Below are 20436 nucleotides of genomic sequence, written 5' to 3' on the forward strand. Positions count from 1 at the left end.
CCTCCGAAGGATGGTAATATTCCAGATTTCAACATTTCAAAGATCGATATTTGCCCTTTTCGGGCCTATCAGAGAAGCTTTCGGCTCTTTCATGGCAATTTCTCGAAAGATATTCACCAGCGGAGCCGATTGCTATGTTTCACTCAGAATGACCACACTGGTCATGCTGGATTCAAAATATGCCCCCTTTTTAAAGTGGGCTCATTAATAAAAGATAATCATGCTACCATCGATTCTGCTCAAAGTTATTCTCACGATGGCATCATGTGCATCAATCATCTTTGGCTTCTCTTTTTCTGTGAAGCCTAACTTTCCTTGCTGGATAAGTCATTTGCACTTCGGCAACAAGCGATATAAATTTCTTAGAATCTAAATCCAAAGAACATCCTTACACGCCATTTATTTCTCTTCACTTGAAGGTGGTCCTCATCTCCTGCAACAGAGAAATTATAAACTGCTGTGGCACCTGCAAATTTATTTCTCCAAGAATAGACTGCTGCACCTCGACCCGTAATTATGGCTGACGGGAAATGATATTTCATACTATTGCGGATGGTTTGGTATTCATTATCACCACTCCCCTCTTCTACTTCCGCCTTCATCTTGGTATAGTCATGGGAATAAACCGTGATGGTAGGCAAGGCTGAAAGATGAAAAAGCCAATGAGAAGATGGAACGATATTATATCCATATCCTGCTCCAAGTGCGAACTCGTTAAGACGAATGGTCATACCCTTCACTTTCGTCTTGGACCCATCAAAACTGGCACCTATCATCCAACTGCCGGCACTCCGCTTCTGTATATAACTTTGGCTGAAAGCTGCCGGGAAGGAGAATTTACGATAATTGAAGGCATAATAAAAATTGAGATTGAGCGCCTGCTGGGAAATTTCTCCTTTATGAACATCAATCTGATTGGATCCTATTTCCTGGCTACCATGAAAAGTCTTTGATGAAAGATACACGACATCGAAACCATATCGATTGCTATAGGAATTAAGATTGAACTCATAATCCTGATTCTTACCTGCCAACTTGGCGGGATTAACAGCCAAACCCAGCCCTAAACCTCTATAAGCCACAGCCATAGAGAGTGTTCCACGACAGTCTGCCATCACCTTCGTTCTGGATTCTATATCATTCGTCTTCACCATTGTTTCCAAATCAGCTCCAGAGAGATTGCCTCTCATTTTTATCGTCCATCTGGCATTGGGACGGGTGATATAATTGGTATCATACTTGACCTTGTAATAATTGGCAGCCAAGAGAGAATCACCCCAAAAAAGACGGCGGTCATAGAGACTCAAGCGTTTTTGAATCTTGGCATAATGCTTCAGGAATCTTTGCTTTTTCTTTTCACTCATTTTGCTTTTACTCAGTTCTGCCATGAGAAGAGAGTCGCCCCATTGAAGCATACACCCCTTATCAGCAGATTGCCGCAACTGGAGCCGCAGACTATCCGCCATCTGGAGCCATTCCTTCAACTTCTTGCGAGGTTTCTTATTCTGGGCGACACCAGGGGTAAGTATTATCATCAAAAATACGACCACCAGAAATGATACTTTCAATATCATTCCTGATTCCGTATTCATTTTTCTTTGTCTATCAAAATTCTTAGTCATGAGAAATCTATCTTTCTATTTTACGCTCTAATTGGTTACAAAAGTACTGCAAAACTTTGAGAACAGAAAGAAAAATGCTCAGAAATCAAAGATTTAAGGTCCAAAAAAGCGATAGGAATACAGGATTTAGAAGATATGGAGATGAGAAGTTATGGAAAAGAACTCGTGAATGAAATAAATTTCGTATCTTTGCATCGTCAACCAAAATGGTTGATTTCGCTATGGTAAGGAAGACTTACATGTACTCTCCTACCCTACTGGCGAGAACAAAAAGGTACCTTTTAGATATGGCAAGAAGAAAAAAACAAAATAAAAAGAAACATATAGGCAAGAAACTTATCTATCTTGCTATCATCCTCTTAGCAGGATGTATCATCGGGTTTGAAGCATATAGAATGATCACATCTTATATAATAGAAAAATCATCAGATAACAAATGGCCTACCCATGATTTGACATCAGGTCAATATTCAGGAAGTTATGACGGGATTGATATCTCGAGACATCAGGGAAGAATTCATTGGGAAGAACTCAGTAATGTAAAACGATTGAAATTCATCTATGTGAAAGCTACAGAAGGAACAAGTATCAAGGATCCTTGGTATGAAGAAAATATTAAAAATGCGAGAAAACATCAAATATACGTAGGTTCATACCATTTTCTTACTAAGATGCCGGCGGTTTTACAATTTGAGAATTTTCGGGCTGTATATGATAAGGAAAAACAAAATCTTTTGCCCGTAGTGGATGCAGAGGATGATGGTACCAAAGGACTCAGTAAAAGTGAAATCCAGTCACTCCTGAAAACTTTCTGCAAACTCTGTAAATCCTACTATGGACATACACCTATTATATATTGTAGTGAGAGTTATTTCAAAGATTATCTTAGTCCAGAGTTTGACGGCTACTACCTTTGGATTGCCAGTTATAATCATGAACCTGTTTTACCAGGTAAACCCCATTATGATATCTGGCAGTACAGCAGACATGGTCGTGTGCCTGGAGTTTGGAACTGGGTGGATCTTAATAGATTTGCCAAGAATAGAAGTATTGACGATATACGAATCAACTAAAAAAATAGGCATTAAAAGCTTTTGAAGTCTGCCAGCATCACTGCCAGCAGACTTCAAAAGCCTTTAATTAACGTTACTCTTTATCTCACTTTCAATAGAGCAATTACATTGTAGATTTAAGACTTAATCTATTGACACATTTTACCCACATGAAATTGATGAATCCTCAGTCCTTTTTCTCGGGATAACACCTCAAAGCAATGTTCTCCCGTACAATGTCCTGTGTAAAAAACTACATCAGGATAGCGGTTCGCTAATTCAGATGCAATCTCCTGCAACTGCTCATCCGTTTCATAATACTCACTCAAATGACTGTCTAATAGATGGAAACCTCCTATGCTCAGCCGAATAAGTTCCTGAATGGATTCCAGAATATTCAAAATGCCATGATGAGCACAGCCAGTAAAAAGAACATCTCCAATCACAAAAGCCAGTTCATGAGAAAAATCATCCCCTACATACTCACCATTATCAGTTTTAATCAATAATGTTCTATCCCCCAATGGCTTTGCATGATGATGAGCCAAATGGGTATAAATATGGATACCATCCACGAAAGTATCCTCATGAATAAAAATGAAACGCTGATGATACTTCTGAAAATCAACATTGCCAGTTATTGAATGATGATAACGTCTAACAGAAGCATATTCTGCCCCAGGAATCTCATCAGACAAGATGATCTTTGCTCTGTGATTCATCTCCAAAAAGACAGAAAGCCCACCTATATGATCATTATGTCCATGAGAAATCAAACAATAATCCACTTCGCACAAATTAACTCCAAGCTTCTCTGCATTGCGTATAAACAAATCCGAAGCACCAGTATCCAGCAGGTACTTCCTACCATTATACTCCATATATACGGATAATCCATGCTCAACTTCAAGAAGTGGATTAACGGTTCGATTGTCACTCAATATGATAATTCTAGTATCCATCTTAAAATACAAGTTTTTAATGAAAACAACAATTAAAAAGGAATAAATTCCAAAATAATAAAATTAAATCGCATTTTTGAGATGCAATATTACAAAAAAACTGTAAAATAGGTCTTTTAAAGGAAATAATTGTAAAAATGAATAAGTCTGCCTGCATTACAGAAAGCAAATCTCAGGAGAGAAAATAAATAGAATCTATTATTGAATTCATGTCTGAACTCAACACTACAACATTGAAAGACTAAAGTTATTGTACATCTTATTAATATCTTTAGTACGACTCGAAAAATCAAGCTTGTTTGTATGCAAACATGTTTATTTGCTTAACAAACAATCTTAAACATTGTATATCAGGGATTTAAATAATTGTTTGCAAATCGTTATGCCAACTACACAACATGTAGTCTTGCAAACATTTATATATTTCTACATAACAACAAATTATTTAAACATACAGTCATCATGTCGTATTCCAATCATACAAACAATTACACAAAGATGAGATTTTGGTACCACACAAGTAATTATACAAAAATATAGTTTTGCCATAATGACGACAGAAGAACATGTATGTATGTTATTTCGCAAACAAAAAAGACTTTAAGGAAATTTACTGAGACAAGATAATATGATATAAAAAGTTTAAGACATGAATGAAAACATGAATGCAAACATAAAAGGATACACGAATGCAAACATGAAAGAATACATGAATGCGAACATGAATGAAGACAGCCAGAAAATTTGTAAGCAACAAACCATGTAGACTAAATAACAAAATCACAATCAAACATTCGGTATTGTTTACTTGTAGTTATTTCGACATGTTATCTTGTAGCTTTGTTTGCATTTAATTTTTGAAAGAGATAGAAATATAAATATCTGTGTATGAGGTATTTGAACAACTTGCTATCAAATCATCATTCATCCATACCATCATGTTTGCATGGCATCATACAAACATTCGCAAAATATAAGTAAACCATATAAAACAACGTATACAAGATTAAGCAAAAGGGTTCAAAATTGTTTGCTACCAAAATTCACAACAAACATACATGTTTGCATAATAAAGAGTAAAAATAAAAACCGAGAACTTTATTCCCGGTTTTTAAAAAAGAATTTTATTGATAATTCTTTATATATTCAATCAAACTGTCATGCAAGATCTCCTCAAATTTCTTTTTGGTTCTAATCTTTGCAATCATCAGCATTTCGTATTCCTCATCAGTTAGATAAGTTTGTACACCATGCAATTTGGATCTTCTTTCAATAGCGGTCATCTTCTTCTCGACAGGAGCAGCAGGTTGAGAAGCTGCCGGCTGAACGTTACCTGCACCACCTGGACGAACCGCTTGATTCATATTACTGAAAGCTGCACGAAAATCTTTTGCCATAATTTCAAAATTTAAAGAATGAACTACTATAATATAAATTAAATACCAAAAATCTCTTTAATAACCGCTGAATAATCATTTGCTGCTGTACAATATGGAGCATAATGAAAGAGATCGGTCATTTCGGTCTGAGCCTCATTTACTTTGATGCATCTGCGAATACCATGTTCGATAACTTTTCTTCCATATGTATCCTTCAAGTATTGTATCGCCTGACGTACTATTCTTGGACGCTCATCTACCATAACAGGCAGTAAACCTAGCAGTTCCAGGTCCTGATTCAATGCAAAACGACCATTTTTAACTTCCTCCATAGCTCCCAGAATTGCAGCTAATCCATTTACAGAAAGGCCTTCCATCTGTACAGGAACCAACAAATGACTGGCTACTACCATAGCATTATAGGTTGATTGAGATAGGGCAGGAGGGCAGTCAATAAATATATAATCAAAAAAATCAATTGGATTTTTAATACCTTCACCTGTCATATCAACACAATCGCTGTTAATACATGCACCCAATACCTGTCGAGGAGCACCAGTATTCTGAAGGAATGGATCAATATCCTGCATCTTGGCAGCTCCTGGTACATAATAAATACCTATATCAGATTTATAAATCGGCATACCCTTGCATTCAACCATAGACTCAAAAATCGTAGCGCAGCCTTCTGGTGCATGATTCAGCAATGTTAGGTTACATTGAGGGTCTAAGTCTATTTCAAGGATTTTTAATTTCTTGTTTTTGCGAAGCATACCGGCAGCTAAATTCTGCACAGTAGTTGTCTTGCCAACACCACCCTTATTATTGACGATGGCGAGTATCATTTTCAACTGATTCTCCATATTTAAAATATAAATTGATTTCTGTTTGCAAAGATACAATATTAATTTGAAAAATACAAGGAAATAAGCAAAATTGTTTGCATGTAATCAATATTTTAAGTTATTTTGTGTTTTTAGAAACATGTTTGCATGTTAGCATCAAAACAAATATTACACAATCCTTTAATTATGAACTAAATAGCGAATAGAGTGGAGTAATAACATTTGTATGCATATAAACATTACAACAATATAATTTGTATTTTTGTAGGTATGCAAACATGTAGATAAGCTTTCATGTTACTAAGAGTCTGAAGTAAGAGATTGTATTTCACCTAAATAATTCCCCATTTCCTTATGATCACGCCAGACGAAAACATCATTAATAAAATCAAGCAATTTATCGTGTAACAACAAAATCTGATTTTTCAAATCAAAATGGTATTCATCCTCCTCAGCAAAAGATTCAGCCTGCAAGTTTAAATCATCCAGGTTATCTAAAAGCTTACTAAGTTTCAGATATACCTGCTGATAATATTTTCTTTTTTCCAACTCCTGCTGATGGGTTGATTCTAAAATGGCACGGATACTTTCATCTTCTACAGAAAAATCTCCATCGGGTAAAGGCAAAAAAGCATTAGCTGCTTCATCTCCGGCTAAAATGAAAAAGACAACCAAACGATCCCTTCCATGCCAAACATGAAAAGGATCATTCAGCAACCAATTCTTCACTTTTCTAACAGAAGGAATAGAAGAATTAAATTTTTTAATTATCTGAATCATAGTTAGTTATAAGCATAATGAATTAAAAATTAAGTCTGGATTGGGTACCCTTGCCTGGCTTGCCATTCATATAAGGTACACCAAAATCCTCATAAAGCATCTTGCACACAGAACCACAAATTTTACGTTCATTGGTGTCAAAATCCTCTTTATTATACCGAGTTGCAATCTTTTTCAACTGCTTCGAAATACTATTAAGGATTTCCACTCTTTCTGACTGACTATCGACCTTGGCTACAGTTCTACTTATCGCTTGAACATAATAATTTGATTGTTCCACACGGAAATGACTTCTCATAAAAGTGTTGATAATGGTAAGCAGCTTAGTAAGCTTAGCTCCATAACTCTCAGAAAGCATAGAGATTTGAGGAATTGTAGGCTTTTGGGCACCTAATTTTGCAGTATTACCATTTGTTTCAATAATGAAATAATAAGCAGTTACTGCACCTCGTGAATTCTTGCTCTTTACCTTATAATCGAAACAGACATCACAAAGACCGGCATCAAAAACCTTTCGTATATCATCTTTCGCTTTATCAAGCACTCGTTTTTTGAAGTCAGAACCATTTTTATATTGCTCTTTCTGAACGACATTTCCTTTTTCATCGCGAACTTCCAACAAATTGAACATCTTTTTGATATCCTGTACAGTCATGAAGAAAACCTTATCCTCCTTGTTTCGATATTGGCAACAGAATTCATAAAAGCGCTGTGAATAGACACTTTTGAACCCCATCTCTATATACATGTCAAACACAGTAAATTCAGATGAAAGATTGGTGAAGTAGGGGAGGAGAACAGGAGTAATACCTACAGTATAAGTTTCCTGATCTGGATGCTCATCAACATATGACAAAAGACCGGCATAAATACGGTGTCCATCCTTGGAATGAAAAACCTTCTTAGCATCCGTGATATTCTTGAGTGCATTGAAGGCATAATCCAAGTTGGAACTATGCCCGGAGACACATTCCAGAAGCTGGGTACGTGAGAGCGTAATCTGGTATTTTTCAGGATGCCCATCAGGAAGATCTTTCTTCTTTTGAATTCCACGGATAATCTGCAGCCAACAGTTTCGTTCCACAGCAGTCAGGTTACTGATTGCTTGCGTCACGTCATTAGGCTGAGTGATGAAGTAGTGCGGAATATTACTGAGAATATCCTTGTCTGTTTTCTTGGGTCTTCCACCTTTACGCTTCTGAATATTCGAGTTAGAAGAAGAATCTGAGGGATTGATTTCCTCAGCCTCTATCGTCTCGATGTTGTCATTTGAATCCTTTGTCATTTTATTATATTTTGTAAATTTGTCGCAAATATACATCTTTTTGTGCGACAAACAATGCAACAATGTCGTATATTATGTATTTTTAACCTAACTAAGACTATCGGTCTCTTTAAAATTTATAAAACTGTCGCAGCATTATGTTAATCGCTGATATTCAATACATTACATATTCTGTTGCGACAAAAATATAAAGTTTTGAAGTAAAAAATTAATTGTATTTGCGACATTATAATAAGTTTATTGTCGCAAATACTTTCATCTATTAAAACTCCTTTCTAATATTGTCTTGTTAGTAAAGTTTTCCATATGAACTTATCTATTTGATTTTCTGATAGTTAGATATAAAACAGTAAATTTCACTTTAAATTATGTTGATTATCTGTTACGACAATTTTATAAAGTTATTGGTGAATCTGCGACAAAATAATAAGATTTTTAATTTTGCTGCGACAAGATTATAAATGGGCATTAATGACGATAGAAATCTATAGTAAGCTTTATAATTTTGTCGCAAATGAAATTAACATCATAGGAGAAGGCTTATTTTCATATTTTGATGAAATACATGAGCGAAAACTCTTTAACTAATTGATATAAAGTCTATTATATGATTTTTGAAATGTAATGTTGCGACAAAATTATAAGATTTAACTACTTTATATGTACTTCTGGAATGTTAATTAGGTCTTATATTTGGGTTCCACGAAAGTAAGATACGACAAAATTATAAGCCAAAATTATTGTTTGATGTTATTTGAGACTGAATTTTAAACATGTCGTAAATGAATCTATTTTATTTATATTTTTGTCGTATATTATAAATAGGAATATTTTTAGATAGTTATTGTCAGCTGTTAGGTTTGGGGGTAGGGAGATTTTATACTTTATAATTTTGTCGCAGAAACGATTCAAGAAAGTGTTTTTATTAGGATTATTCAGTCAGTACTAAGCAGGTATCTATCAATGCTGCGACAAAATTATAAAGTTATTCCCTTTTTTTTTTAAGTTCTCATACATGATGTTCATAGTTTTTGAAGGTAGTGATATAGTGATATGTTATTTTTACGTAGTAATAGTTCTATTTGCGACAAAATTATAAGGTTGTACAACAAGATATAGGTTATGATGAGTGGGGCAAGTATGCTTTATAATTTTGTCGCACCTTCTATATAAGATAGCATTTCTATCTTTATAATTTTGTCGCAGTAAAATTGTTGTTCTTTCATTTTTATGGTATTTTAAACACAAAAAATTAAATCTACAAAACAGAAATATACATATTTTAACGCGCATAAAAGTCTGTTTTCTATTTAAGATGCTTGGCTTTCCAAAAACAAGCAGGAAAAAGGGTAGATTCCAGTAGGATGGGGACAAAAATAGCCTTTTTAGTATAATATATATATAATATAATACCTATTAATATATTACATTGTCCTGCTCATTTTTATCTCTTTTATTTTGGCTTATTATTTTCTGAATTTGTAACATATTGAAAACCAATTATTTACAAACATAATCTGCGACAGATTTATAAGATGTTACGACGAAATTATAAGATGGATATGGACAAAATAATAAAGTTTATTTTTTATCTGCGACAAAATTATAAGGTTTGCGATAAAATCATAACTTCTTAAAGGTGCGACAAAATTATAAAGTTAAATGTTATAACTCGCTCTAAATTGGACTTTGATTGAAAATCAAGAAGTTGGGCGTTTGCCTATATTATATAGGTAACAATATGGAAACGAGCGGACTTCTGCTCGTTTCTGTATTTTGCAATATGCAAAGAACGCCTCAATTCGGGGACAAAGATACGATATTTTTCTTAATATCCCATAATTTGCAAGAAGAGAAACATAGAAATTAGAACTTTTTTACATAAAATCTTCTGTTCAGATATGTTCCTATTCATTTATATTATCACCCCCACTGACATAAGAAAGAACCAAACGGCGAACCACGGCATGAATGTCTTCATTAGGGAACTTCTGGCGATATTTCTCCGTAAGGTCTTCACAGAAATACATCTTGCTATGAACCAAAGAAGCAGGAATATTTTGATGCATAAACACATCGTATGTTGCAACAGGCTTGCCATCCTTTGTGTCGACAGGCACAATATCCATCTTATACCAACCATGTACAGAAGCGGCAGAGAACAATCTATAATTATCCTTACTCTCCACTTTACCAGCGATGTTCAGTGTATATTCGTCAGCAGACTTATCGTCCTCAGGATTCACCGCATATAGCATATATAAAGGAGAAAGCGTCGAGTGGCTTTTTATGATAAACTGATATTTCTTGCTTCCTCCAAAAGGAGGGTTTGCCTTCAAATCCTGCTCTATATCCTCACGAATTTGTGGCGCTTCCACCACAAACTCTACTTCGCCAGTATAATTGACGACAGTTTTCCATGACTGTGGATTTGGCTGAATAACTTCACTATTGTCATTGCTGTTGTCACACGCACAAAAAGCCAAGACTACCAACAGTAGTAAGACTGATTTTTGCAGAAAATACTTCATATCCTAATTTGTTTATTAAACCTATTCTGATATTAAACGTAGAATATGCCTAAAAATTGCTCTATTCTACGTTTTTAACATTCCATCTAAAACTTGCCTATTTTATTTATTTTATCAAGAACAAAAAGAAAGTGTTGATTACAATCAATAGCAATTTTGGGGCTTGGTGGAGGTATTGATTAGAAAATAATTCTGCTTTCGATGTTCGTTGGAGGTGTAGATTGTAATCAACAGGCACTTTTAGGTTCGTTAAAGCCATTGATTGCAGTCAAGACCTATTTTTATGTGTCATTGGGGCTGCTGATTGCAATCAATGGTTACTTTTAAGAGCCGTTAGTAGTTTTGATTCAAGTTTCTTCTGTCCACAAAATGTGAAAACATCTGTTGATTGCTGTTTCTTTCAACTTTTTGTGTTAAGAATTACAAGAAATCAGAATCAAAAGCTATTTTTATGGGCAAAAACCATCTTTTTATCATCCTGTTGTCATTTTTTTGCAATAAGGTTGCGGTTTTCTCGTTTATTTTTATATCTTAGCAATCGCAACTGGAGAAATCCAACGATGCACAAAACGATTTGTCAAATTTAAATCCTTAACATCATGAAAGAGATTTACGACATCAACATTCAGCGCATGAATAACGGTGCGCATTTCACGTTTGTAAGTAACATTCTTGCACGTGCAGAAGCCGATACAGCCGTCAAGGGCAAGGCTTCAGAACTTGTCAGTAATTTCAAGGTTGCCGTTGCAGCAGAGGACGAAGCCTTGAAAATTTAACAGAAAAGTCTCTTGACTGATGATATTGCCAAGGCTGACATCGACCGTGACGCTCTCTATGCTGGCTACAAGAAAGCCGTTGAAGCATTCCTTGCTATGCCTATCGCTGACATGGCACAGGCAGCAAAGGTTCTCGCACAGCACATCAAGGACTACAAGATTAACACCGCTGGCCAACTCGATAAGGAGACTGGTTTTTTGGTTAATTTCATTACAGACCTTGAAGACAAGTATTCCGCACAAGTTGCAAAGTTAGGCTTGACAGCATTTGTTACAAATCTGAAAGAAGCTAACGAACGAGTAAGAATGCTTACCTTGCAGCGTACCAATGAGAAAATGGGTGTGACAGTTGGAGCTTTGAAAGCAGCTCGCACAGCAAGTGATGATGCCTATCGTGCATTGGTGAAGATGGTAAATGCCCTTGCCCTCGTTTATGGCGAAAAGGATTACACCGCCTTCATTGATTATGCAAATACCGAGATTACCCATTACAAGCGTGAGGTGCTTAACCAAAAGGCTTCCGCTCCTTCTACTTCGGGTAGCTCGGCTGTAGATTCGGGGAGTAGCAGCACACCAAGCGGTGGCGGTTCTTCATCTGGAAAGGCTCTTCTTCAAGCGGTGGTTCTACGTCTGGTGGAAGTTCATCGTCGGGTGGTGACAATGGAGTTATAGAATTGGAGTAAAGACGAAGTAAAAATTCCATGCCACTCTCTTCATTTTCAGAGTGGCATGGAATTTACATAAATGAAATAGATATGGAAAAAGAGGATATTATAAAAAACATCCTTTCTGTTTGCAATGATATGGGGGTATCTTTCCATAAGAAAGTAAAGACCGATAAATGGAAAGCTGATATAGTTGTGGATTACCAAAACTACAAAGTTGCATTTAATGTTTGCAAAAATCCACGTAATATAGAGGAAACATATACAACAATGCGTAAAGAGCGGGTATGTGGATGTTGGCTTGTGCTTTCAGGAATGTACAATCGCTTTTCTCTGAGCAAATATCCTTGCTTTCCTGTTGAAGACAATAGTGAAGGTGTTCAAATACATTTAAGCCAAGTTTGGGAAGAGAAAAAGACTCTTTTGTTGTCTGATTTCGTGTCTTCACTAATACAAGGAAAAATCAGATACGCAGAAACGATGAAAGTAAAATATGTTGATGTGCGCTTTTATAAAATAGATTGTTGGAAGTGTGGTAGAACTAATGATGCCTATTTCGTTTACAAAACTATATCTGAAAATGGCATTGAAACAGAAGGTGGAATAGACATTTTCAATCAAACACTCGTAAAAGGTATAAGAAAATTCGTAGATGAACATCGCAAAATGGATATTGCCCTTGGAGAAATAAAACCAAGATACAGTAAGACCGTGAATGATTCATATATGTCTTTCGGGTGTAAATATTGCGACAGTCTATTCGGCAATTTCTTCATAAACGACACTTTCATGGATGTCATATACTCTGCAAGAAGTCTGCCAAAAGCCTTGGTTGAAATAGATGAAGATATGATAGTAAACGCAAATTGTTGGTATAAATTAAAGATATAGAATATGAGACGGACTATTATGATGCTTTTCTTGTTTGTCATGTCCATAGGGATATTTGCGCAAGAAAGTGAACTTGAAAAGAAGCAAAGAGAATATCGCTTTGCAACTACGGAAGAAAAGGCCCTTATGGATTCTCTTTACCAACCTATTGCTGATAAATTATTAAAAGAGCAAGTAAAAACAATAGGTGGCATTCCTTTCGGTATTTCGCATGACAAAGCAGAGACGATGCTTAGGAACAAATTTGGAAGTCCTGAGTACAATCCTTCTTCAACAACATTATCATTCAAGGATGTCAAGTATGCAGGGCGTGATTTTGCCGCTGTACACTTTTTATTTCAATCAGATGGACTTGACAGCTATCTTAATGCTTGCATCTTCATCATAAATGCAAGTAGTTTGACTGATGCAATAGAAAAAGAAAAGAATGTAGCAGACAATATACTAAGCAAATACACTCTATTTGAAGATAAGGATTCAAATGGATACCCGACACATGGTGGAGGCATGTCCCCTTTATGGGATGGTCGTTGGACTACTCTTGATTTTGCCAAGTATGGAACAGGTATTCATACAGACATTATAAAATATGAGAATAATTTGGTTAAGGTTTATGGAAATCCTTATGCAGTGAGAATTATCTATGGACCTTATGACTATGTAAAAGAAGAATTTTAAATAAGATCAATATGTATATATCATCATTTAAGCAAGGCTATAAACCGCCTTAAAATTTAGCTGGGCTTATCAGAGGATAATTCCCTTTTACATCTTTGAAACATTTTCCATACTTCGACATACAGCGTCTTGTTCGTGTCACCGACACGGAGGCAACGTGATGACTTCCACTTATGACATGGGCGACCGTTGCACGGAGGTGAACCATCCTGCAAGCGGCATCACCAGCTTCACATACGATGCGCTCGGCAATGTGCTGACCAAGCAGACTGCCAACCTTGCAAAGGAAGGCAAGTTCATCAGCTACGATTATGACTATCAGCGTCTGACGGGTATCAACTATCCTGACCACCCGGAGAACAACGTGAAGTATTACTATGGTGGTCGCAATGCCTCTCAGAACCGTATCGGTAGGTTGATGCTCCGCGAGGACGGAACAGGTGCCATTGAATACTTCTATGGCAAGATGGGTGAGGTGACGAAGACTCGACGCACGATGATTGTGCCTAACCAGGCGATAGCAACCTACGTCACGCAGTGGACCTACGACAGCCACAACCGCCTATTGGAGATGATTTACCCTGATGAGGAGAAGATTACCTATTCTTACAACCTCGGCGGTCAGCTTGAGAAGGTGCATGGATACAAGTCATACGGCTACGATTATGTAAGCAAGATTGGCTATGACAAGTTCGAGCAGCGCACATACTTGAAGTATTGCAACGGTGCAGAGACATTCTACACCTACGACCCACAGCGTCGCAGATTGCAGAACCTGGCAGTGAACAGTGCAGGCAACACCATCATGGACAATGCCTATACCTATGATGCAGTGAGCAATGTGCTTAGCGTAGTAAATAGTACGTCAGTGCCACAGAGTGGCAAGGCAGGCGGACAGATGGCGCATAACTATACATACGATGCCCTCTATCGTCTTGTCAGTGCGACTGGCACTTACACTGGTGCTGACAACAAGTCCGCAAGCTACACCCTTGCAATGGGCTACGATAATATGCACCGTATCACATCGAAGCGTCAGATTCTCACGCAGAACAATGTGCAGTTCAACGGTATGTTGAATGCAGGTTATGATTTGTCATACACCTATGGAACAGACACAGGCAAGAGGTTCCAGCTTGCTAACGTGAAGGATGTGAACTACCGCACAGAGGAGACGCCTTCGGAGAGCGAGAATGTGAACAACAATCACGCATACGAGTATGATGCAAATGGTAATCTTGTTTATGTCAATACCAGCCGTACAAAGAAGGATGGTGTGGCTGACGATAAGACCACGGAACGTAAACTCAAATGGGATGAGGAGAACCGTCTCCTTGCTTCTGATGATAACGGCTTTGTGACCAACTATTGGTATGATGCTGACGGAGAACGCACGGTGAAGACATCAGGTGAGAGTGACCAAGTTTATGTAAACTCCGAGTTTGCTGGAGGTCGCACGAACACCGCCAAGTTCTCACTCTATGTATCTCCTTACCTCGTTGCCAACCAAGGCGGACGCTACACTAAGCACATCTATATCGGTAGTCAGCGTGTCGTTTCCAAGATTGGTGACTTCGACTCTTACGGCTCAGACCCACGCCGCATCCAGTATGCAGGTAGTGAGACTGATGGCTTGTCTGTTGATTATAAGGTTAAATATGCCGGGCAGTTGCAGGCTATCAAGGATAATTATGCAACCTTTGCAGTGCCGTACAATGGCGAGGATAACAACGATTATGTCGATGGCAAGGGCTTCTGCTGCAATGACGGCAGCTTGGAGGCTGCTCAGACACGAGCTTTGTCGAGAGCTGCAAAGAATAACTTCCAAGAGGGCGACGCATACGAGAAGATGCAGTTCTACTACCACCCAGACCACTTGGGCAGCAGTAGTTACATCACCAACCTTGATGGTGAGGTGGTGCAGCACATCGAGTATGTCCCATTTGGAGAGGTGTTCATAGAGGAACGCAATAACATCTGGAATACACCTTATCTCTTCAATGCGAAGGAATTCGATGAGGAAACGGGATTGTATTACTATGGAGCGAGGTACTATGAGCCAAGATTGAGTCTGTGGATTAGTTGTGACCCTTTAGAAGAAAACCATTATGAGATTTCTTCTTATTGCTATACAGGAAATAATCCTATAAAATATAGCGATCCTAATGGTGAGGATTGGCGAGATAAGGTAAAGGGGTTTGGCGCAGCAATATTTGACAATGCAACAGGGGGTGTTACCAACATACGTTCTTGGGTTGGTAAGCATGTTAATAATCCAGCAGATTTTAATGTTGGATTAACTACTGGAGATTTGGCTAGCCTCTCTATAGGAACATGGGAAAGTGGAACGGGGGCATCAATGATAGCGAGTGGTTCTACAGTTACCACAATAGGAGTTGTTGCAGAAGCACCATCAGGAGGAACTTCAACAATTGTCGTAGCTGCAGGTGGAACTATTTCTACAACAGGAGTCGCTTTGACAGCTCATGGAACTGTAATGATGGCAAATGCAGGAAAAAATCTTGCCAATAAAAAAGGCCATATAAATGCTAACAGTTCAAATTCTACTCAAAAAGCCTCTCAACCAAAAGGTACAGGAAAAAATACTGTAACTTTTACACAAGGAAAGGGCTCTAAAGCAACGAGAATAAAAACTCCGATACCAGATGGATATAGAAAAATTAAAGATTTAAGTCACGGAAATCCCGTTTATACAAATGGGAAAAATTATATAACGCCAGATGTAGATGGACATAATGGAGGCATTTGGAAAATGGGAAAATCCGTAAAAGCGTTACAGAACAGAGAGACACGTATGGGTACTTATAATGCAAATTTAAAACGTATTGGAGATTAATTTTATACTTTCACTGCCAGACCAAAACTTTGGCAGTGAAAGTTATTTGACAACTTAAAGATTCTTATAAAATGAATTGGCATGAGATTGTAAAATATAGCCCTCAAAAATATGATTCTAATGGCATATACACAGCAGATGAATGGACTAGTAGATGTGATGTTGGGAAAAAATTCGATGGTAAATTATTTACTATTGAAGAATATTTAAGAGTAGAACAGCGTTATGTCTCTGTTATACTGTCCATTATGAAAGCGACGAACTGTAAGTACATGACAATACAATATTTAGAGGCAGATAAGGAATATATTACCAGTAGAATTAAATCTTCTAAATTTTATAACATTGATTCTGAATTATTAAAATCAATGCCATTATTAGAAGAAAAACGAAGAATTTATATTTTAAAAATTACAGACATAATACGTTTGTCTTTGAGGGAATATATATATGTTGTATTACGCAATAAAGAGCATAAATTGCAAATAGAATTTGGATATGATTATTACCTTAAAATTTCTTGTTCATTAAATATGGAAACTTTAAAGAATATAGTTTACCGAGAAGGTTTATATTTAGATCCAAGATAGTGATGAGAACAGAAAGCATATCTAAATAAAGTATTATGAAGAGTGTAAAATAAGGATAGGATTATTTTACACTCTCTCGTTTTAGGTACACCTCCCTCATCATTTCTTTTTAAGAGTATAGTTATTTCTCCCCTCTTTATTGGGTTCATTTCCGAACGAATCTATCAGAATAATGCTGCTGTCATTCTTCACCTTATAAAATATATTGTCACCACTTTTCGGATGTTCAAGCATCAGAATGCTGCCGTCAAGCACTTTGAAGATTCCGTTCAACACTTCACAACTATCCGAATCGTTTAGAGATTTCTGCTTCAAACGATAGGTACCATCTGCATTTAGTGTGAGTATTGTTTCAACATTAGGCGGCAACACGCCGCAATATGTTCCAGCTATGGAATCCAAGTCAATACTGCTTTCTAAGACTGCCGTGTATTCTTCGACTTTAACAGGGTCAATATTGGCATCATTATGTTTTTTATCACATAAAATATAAGAAGTGACAAGTGAGATAACCAAAACTGCAATAATTATCAATTTCTTCTTCATAACCATCATAAAAGAAAAAATGTCCGCAATGTCAAGCGAGTGGCATCACGGACACAAATGAATAGTTGAGAGTTAATGAATAGTTAATATGCTGCTACATTGCTGATGCATGGAACGCCTCTTGCATCATCGAACACGATGCGAATGCCGTTGTCTTTACCTTGTCGAAACGAAGGATGCGCTTGTAGCCGATGGTCGTTGTCTATTATTTCTGATTAATTTTCTTTTTAATTTCATTCGCCTCTTTAAATAGGCTATTAGCAATGCTATCTTTAATTGCTGCCATCTGTATCATTTCGTTATGATAGCGAATTGAGTCCTCGTAAGTATTTACATGAGTTCTCACATTCTCAATAACTTCTTTATTAGGGCAAACAGAGAAGTTCTTTTCGATGTATCGAACATTGGGGTCGTCAGATGGAAGAACCATCTTCAATGCCCGATATTTCAAGTCTGCTACCTCCCAAGCTTGATGCTCTCGCCATTGGGTTAGATTGCCCCAAATGGATATGACAAGAGATAGAGCCAAGCCTCCAATGAAAAGAAGAACATACTTTGAAGTTGGCTCGAAGCGATGGGTGACAACCTTCGTTTGAGGTGTATTATCCATTGCGTGTAGTTTGTCCACCACAATTTTTGATGTGTCATTCTGCTCTTGTTTCATCTGATTAATGGTATCAAACAAGAGTTTGCTTCGATGTTCATATTTGCTTGCTTCTTTCCTGGTAAGGTCGGCAAAGATGCAGATAGCCTCTCTTAATCTTGCCAATTTGTCAATAGCCTCCCCTTCTTTTGTATATACAGAAAGGATGGCTTTTTCAAGTTTGCTTGTGTCAACACTTGCAGGGTTGAGAACAGTTTCCGCTCCTGCGTTCTTCGGGGAGGCAGAAAGTTCATCGACTTTCTGCTCCAATCTCTCAACTGTGCCGTAGATGGCTTCCAATAGTTCTTCTTTCATATTTCTTTTGTTGTTTGAATGGTTTGTAACTTGCATCAAAGGCTAAAGCCTCTTCTGCGTTTCTTCTTTTTCTTCTTGACTGATTCATCCTCTGGGAATGTCTCAAAGGTCTGAGCATTGGCTGGAGCAAAAAGTCCAATGGAAGAAATACCGTCCCAAGGGTCCTGGCTGCTCTCCGATATGGCTGGCTCCTGCTCATTCTTGCAACAGCCCTGCTCATATTGCTGAGCAGAGTTAGCACTTGCTGATAAAAGGTTCTCCGTTCCCTCTAATCTCGCATTCAGTTTGCCAAAGCTATAGTCTCGGCTAATCTGCGTACCCTTGAAGCTATATCCATCCTTGCAGAAACGGATGCCTTGAACCTTGGTTCGCTCCTTATCCTTATAGACAAACTCTAAGTGAACACCTCGTTTTGCAAGTTCACTTTTGAACTCGTCCCAGCTATCTGCCATTCTCAATGCGCTCTTTACAGCATTGTGAATCTCATATTTGGCTCGCTCAGCATTGCGTAACTTGCGAGTATTAGTATTGCTCTTGTCCGTTCCGTAGGTAAATCCATACTTGGATTTAAGAGCCTTGGTCACTTGCTCATTACGCCTGTAATCATTCCTATCTGATATGAGCTTGCCCTCGTTATTGATGCGGTTATACACGATATGACAATGTGGATTGTCGGTGTTGTGATGCCTTACGATGATGAATTGAGTATCGGTGATGCACATCATCTGCATATATTCAAGGGCAATCTTAGTCATAAACTCATCCGTCAAACGTGGCTTGTCCTCGGGCTTGAAGCTCAAAGCTATGTGCCCCACAGGCTTCTTAATCCTTGGATTTAGTTGCCTTTGTAGCTCGAAACTTTGCGTCATCTCGGCATTCGTGCCGAGTAACACACCATCAGAGGCAAGGATTTTCGCCTCGTCCTTGCCTGTAACATAGCGGATGCAACCAGCAAATGAGCAGCCCTTCTTTAGCTTGCCTATCATGTGGCATCCTCCTTTCTGCCCATACTGCTTGGCTTCGGTTTATAACTTGCTTGGCGATACTCGCCAAGGATTGCTTTCAATCTTCTCAACAAGTCCACCACATACACATGGGTTTCATGGAAACCTCTCTGATGCGACAGCTTGGTAAGTTGGTTGAGGTTGTTCGCCATGCCAATGAGATTCTTGGCGATGGCTACCGTCTCTGCGTTGTGTCCGCTGACCACCTCGCCGTTCAAGGCGGACTCACGGATGTACTCCGCCAACTTGCGGTTGGCTTTTCTCGCCCTCAGTCTCAAAGCCTCGTAGCTTGGCTTCGAGAACTTTACCGTGACAGACTTCGACAGCTTGCGAACCCTGCCTGTGGGCGGTCTTCCGCCCTTTTTCTTGTATTGTTCATGTATGCTTGTCATTCGATATACTGTTTACAGTTGGTACACTTACTTTCTGCGACCGTCGGGAGCAAAATTCCTCCGCCCTCATGGTGGAGCGAGGCGTTTTGGGGTTCCCAAAACATAACCTCGCTCCCTCTCAGAACACGTTAGTTGGAACTACTGCCTTTCAGCTATCCACGCCCAAGGTCGCAGACCTTAATTCTCACAATTTGCGCCAAGCCTCGAAGTCCTCTTCATAAAGGCTTAGGTGGTGGCGCACGATGTTCTCGATGATGCCCGATACGCTCATGCGCCTCCCTCCGAGGATGCGGACGACACGATCAAGACGGTCTCGTACATCGGAACTGACGAAGACTGGCTTGCGGTCGTCAATCCTTGGAACTTGGAGGAAGGTCTGCTGATACTCCTCCAATGTCGCCTTGCGCTGCTTGCCACTGATGCGCTTCTGCGGATTCGGTGGCGATTGAGCCTCGTTCGTTGATGTTTCCTCTCTATAGGGAGTTGTTGCAGCAAATTTCTCTACAATTGCTCTCAACTCTGGGTTCTCTACATCATCATAGAGAGAATTACAACTACTTGGATTGGCTTTGTTGCCATACGTAGATGGTTTAACAAAATCCAAATACTCTTTTTCCATCAGC

The 20436-nt window shown here is 38.1% G+C and carries 19 protein-coding genes and 1 pseudogene; 8 read left to right on the top strand and 12 right to left on the bottom strand.

Annotated features, from left to right (window positions below):
- Positions 1-208 (top strand): annotated as a pseudogene (locus EXN75_RS18060) (transposase); the annotation flags it as partial.
- A gap of 154 nt (positions 209-362) precedes the next feature.
- Here the strand turns inward: EXN75_RS18060 and EXN75_RS14995 are convergent.
- Positions 363-1592 carry a DUF4421 family protein gene (locus tag EXN75_RS14995; RefSeq protein WP_167639544.1) on the bottom strand — a complete coding sequence of 410 codons (1230 nt, stop codon included), beginning with the start codon at positions 1590-1592 and terminating at the stop codon, positions 363-365.
- A gap of 317 nt (positions 1593-1909) precedes the next feature.
- Here EXN75_RS14995 and EXN75_RS15000 point away from each other — a divergent pair, with 317 nt between their 5' ends.
- Positions 1910-2695 carry a glycoside hydrolase family 25 protein gene (locus tag EXN75_RS15000; RefSeq protein ID WP_246031440.1) on the top strand — a complete coding sequence of 262 codons (786 nt, stop codon included), beginning with the start codon at positions 1910-1912 and terminating at the stop codon, positions 2693-2695.
- Between the two features lie 128 nt (positions 2696-2823).
- Here the strand turns inward: EXN75_RS15000 and EXN75_RS15005 are convergent, their stop codons facing one another.
- The 6 genes from EXN75_RS15005 to EXN75_RS15030 all read right to left on the bottom strand — a co-directional run bounded on the left by EXN75_RS15005 (position 2824) and on the right by EXN75_RS15030 (position 10456).
- Positions 2824-3636 (bottom strand): MBL fold metallo-hydrolase, encoded by an 813-nt coding sequence (locus EXN75_RS15005; protein WP_118117682.1) that lies wholly within the window; start codon positions 3634-3636, stop codon positions 2824-2826.
- Positions 3637-4760: 1124 nt separating this feature from the next.
- Positions 4761-5033, bottom strand: coding sequence for a hypothetical protein (locus EXN75_RS15010; protein WP_118117684.1), 273 nt, complete (start codon positions 5031-5033; stop codon positions 4761-4763).
- A gap of 38 nt (positions 5034-5071) precedes the next feature.
- Positions 5072-5878: a ParA family protein gene (locus EXN75_RS15015; RefSeq protein ID WP_118117686.1), complete on the bottom strand. Its 807-nt coding sequence runs from the start codon at positions 5876-5878 to the stop codon at positions 5072-5074.
- A 282-nt stretch (positions 5879-6160) separates the two neighbouring features.
- The gene (locus EXN75_RS15020; RefSeq protein WP_134844429.1) at positions 6161-6640 is read right to left on the bottom strand and encodes a hypothetical protein; all 480 of its coding nucleotides are present in this window, start codon (positions 6638-6640) and stop codon (positions 6161-6163) included.
- A 22-nt stretch (positions 6641-6662) separates the two neighbouring features.
- On the bottom strand, positions 6663-7925 hold the full coding sequence (locus EXN75_RS15025) for a replication initiation protein (RefSeq protein WP_167639545.1): 1263 nt from the start codon (positions 7923-7925) through the stop codon (positions 6663-6665).
- A gap of 1907 nt (positions 7926-9832) precedes the next feature.
- The gene (locus EXN75_RS15030; RefSeq protein WP_134844431.1) at positions 9833-10456 is read right to left on the bottom strand and encodes a hypothetical protein; all 624 of its coding nucleotides are present in this window, start codon (positions 10454-10456) and stop codon (positions 9833-9835) included.
- Positions 10457-11055: 599 nt separating this feature from the next.
- On the opposite strand from EXN75_RS15030, the gene EXN75_RS17850 reads away from it, so the two are divergent.
- The 6 genes from EXN75_RS17850 (at position 11056) to EXN75_RS15055 (ending at position 16913) form a co-directional block, all read left to right on the top strand.
- Positions 11056-11232, top strand: a complete 177-nt coding sequence (locus tag EXN75_RS17850; protein ID WP_167639546.1) for a hypothetical protein — start codon at positions 11056-11058, stop codon at positions 11230-11232.
- 12 nt (positions 11233-11244) lie between these two features.
- Positions 11245-11904, top strand: coding sequence for a DUF6261 family protein (locus EXN75_RS15035; protein ID WP_134844432.1), 660 nt, complete (start codon positions 11245-11247; stop codon positions 11902-11904).
- Positions 11905-11987: 83 nt separating this feature from the next.
- Positions 11988-12788 (top strand): hypothetical protein, encoded by an 801-nt coding sequence (locus EXN75_RS15040; protein WP_119227813.1) that lies wholly within the window; start codon positions 11988-11990, stop codon positions 12786-12788.
- Between the two features lie 3 nt (positions 12789-12791).
- Positions 12792-13466 carry a hypothetical protein gene (locus EXN75_RS15045; RefSeq protein WP_134844433.1) on the top strand — a complete coding sequence of 225 codons (675 nt, stop codon included), beginning with the start codon at positions 12792-12794 and terminating at the stop codon, positions 13464-13466.
- 160 nt (positions 13467-13626) lie between these two features.
- Complete coding sequence (locus tag EXN75_RS17965) at positions 13627-16323, top strand: toxin C-terminal domain-containing protein (RefSeq protein ID WP_246031442.1); 2697 nt, start codon at positions 13627-13629, stop codon at positions 16321-16323.
- A 71-nt stretch (positions 16324-16394) separates the two neighbouring features.
- Complete coding sequence (locus EXN75_RS15055; RefSeq protein WP_134844435.1) at positions 16395-16913, top strand: hypothetical protein; 519 nt, start codon at positions 16395-16397, stop codon at positions 16911-16913.
- 99 nt (positions 16914-17012) lie between these two features.
- Here EXN75_RS15055 and EXN75_RS15060 read toward each other — a convergent pair whose 3' ends face one another.
- From EXN75_RS15060 to EXN75_RS15080, 5 genes are all read right to left on the bottom strand, one after another.
- A complete protein-coding gene (locus EXN75_RS15060; RefSeq protein ID WP_246031441.1) occupies positions 17013-17459 on the bottom strand; it encodes a copper resistance protein NlpE N-terminal domain-containing protein in 447 nt (148 codons plus the stop codon).
- 205 nt (positions 17460-17664) lie between these two features.
- On the bottom strand, positions 17665-18417 hold the full coding sequence (locus EXN75_RS15065; RefSeq protein ID WP_134844437.1) for a hypothetical protein: 753 nt from the start codon (positions 18415-18417) through the stop codon (positions 17665-17667).
- A gap of 35 nt (positions 18418-18452) precedes the next feature.
- Complete coding sequence (locus EXN75_RS15070; protein WP_134844438.1) at positions 18453-19403, bottom strand: relaxase/mobilization nuclease domain-containing protein; 951 nt, start codon at positions 19401-19403, stop codon at positions 18453-18455.
- A complete protein-coding gene (locus EXN75_RS15075) occupies positions 19400-19813 on the bottom strand; it encodes a plasmid mobilization protein (RefSeq protein ID WP_134844439.1) in 414 nt (137 codons plus the stop codon). Before EXN75_RS15075 ends, EXN75_RS15070 begins: the two co-directional genes overlap by 4 nt.
- A 184-nt stretch (positions 19814-19997) precedes the next feature.
- Positions 19998-20435: a DUF3408 domain-containing protein gene (locus EXN75_RS15080; protein ID WP_134844440.1), complete on the bottom strand. Its 438-nt coding sequence runs from the start codon at positions 20433-20435 to the stop codon at positions 19998-20000.
- Position 20436 lies beyond the last annotated feature (1 nt).

The organism is Segatella hominis, assembly GCF_004535825.1.
In the GTDB taxonomy this organism is placed as follows: Bacteria; Bacteroidota; Bacteroidia; order Bacteroidales; family Bacteroidaceae; genus Prevotella; species Prevotella hominis.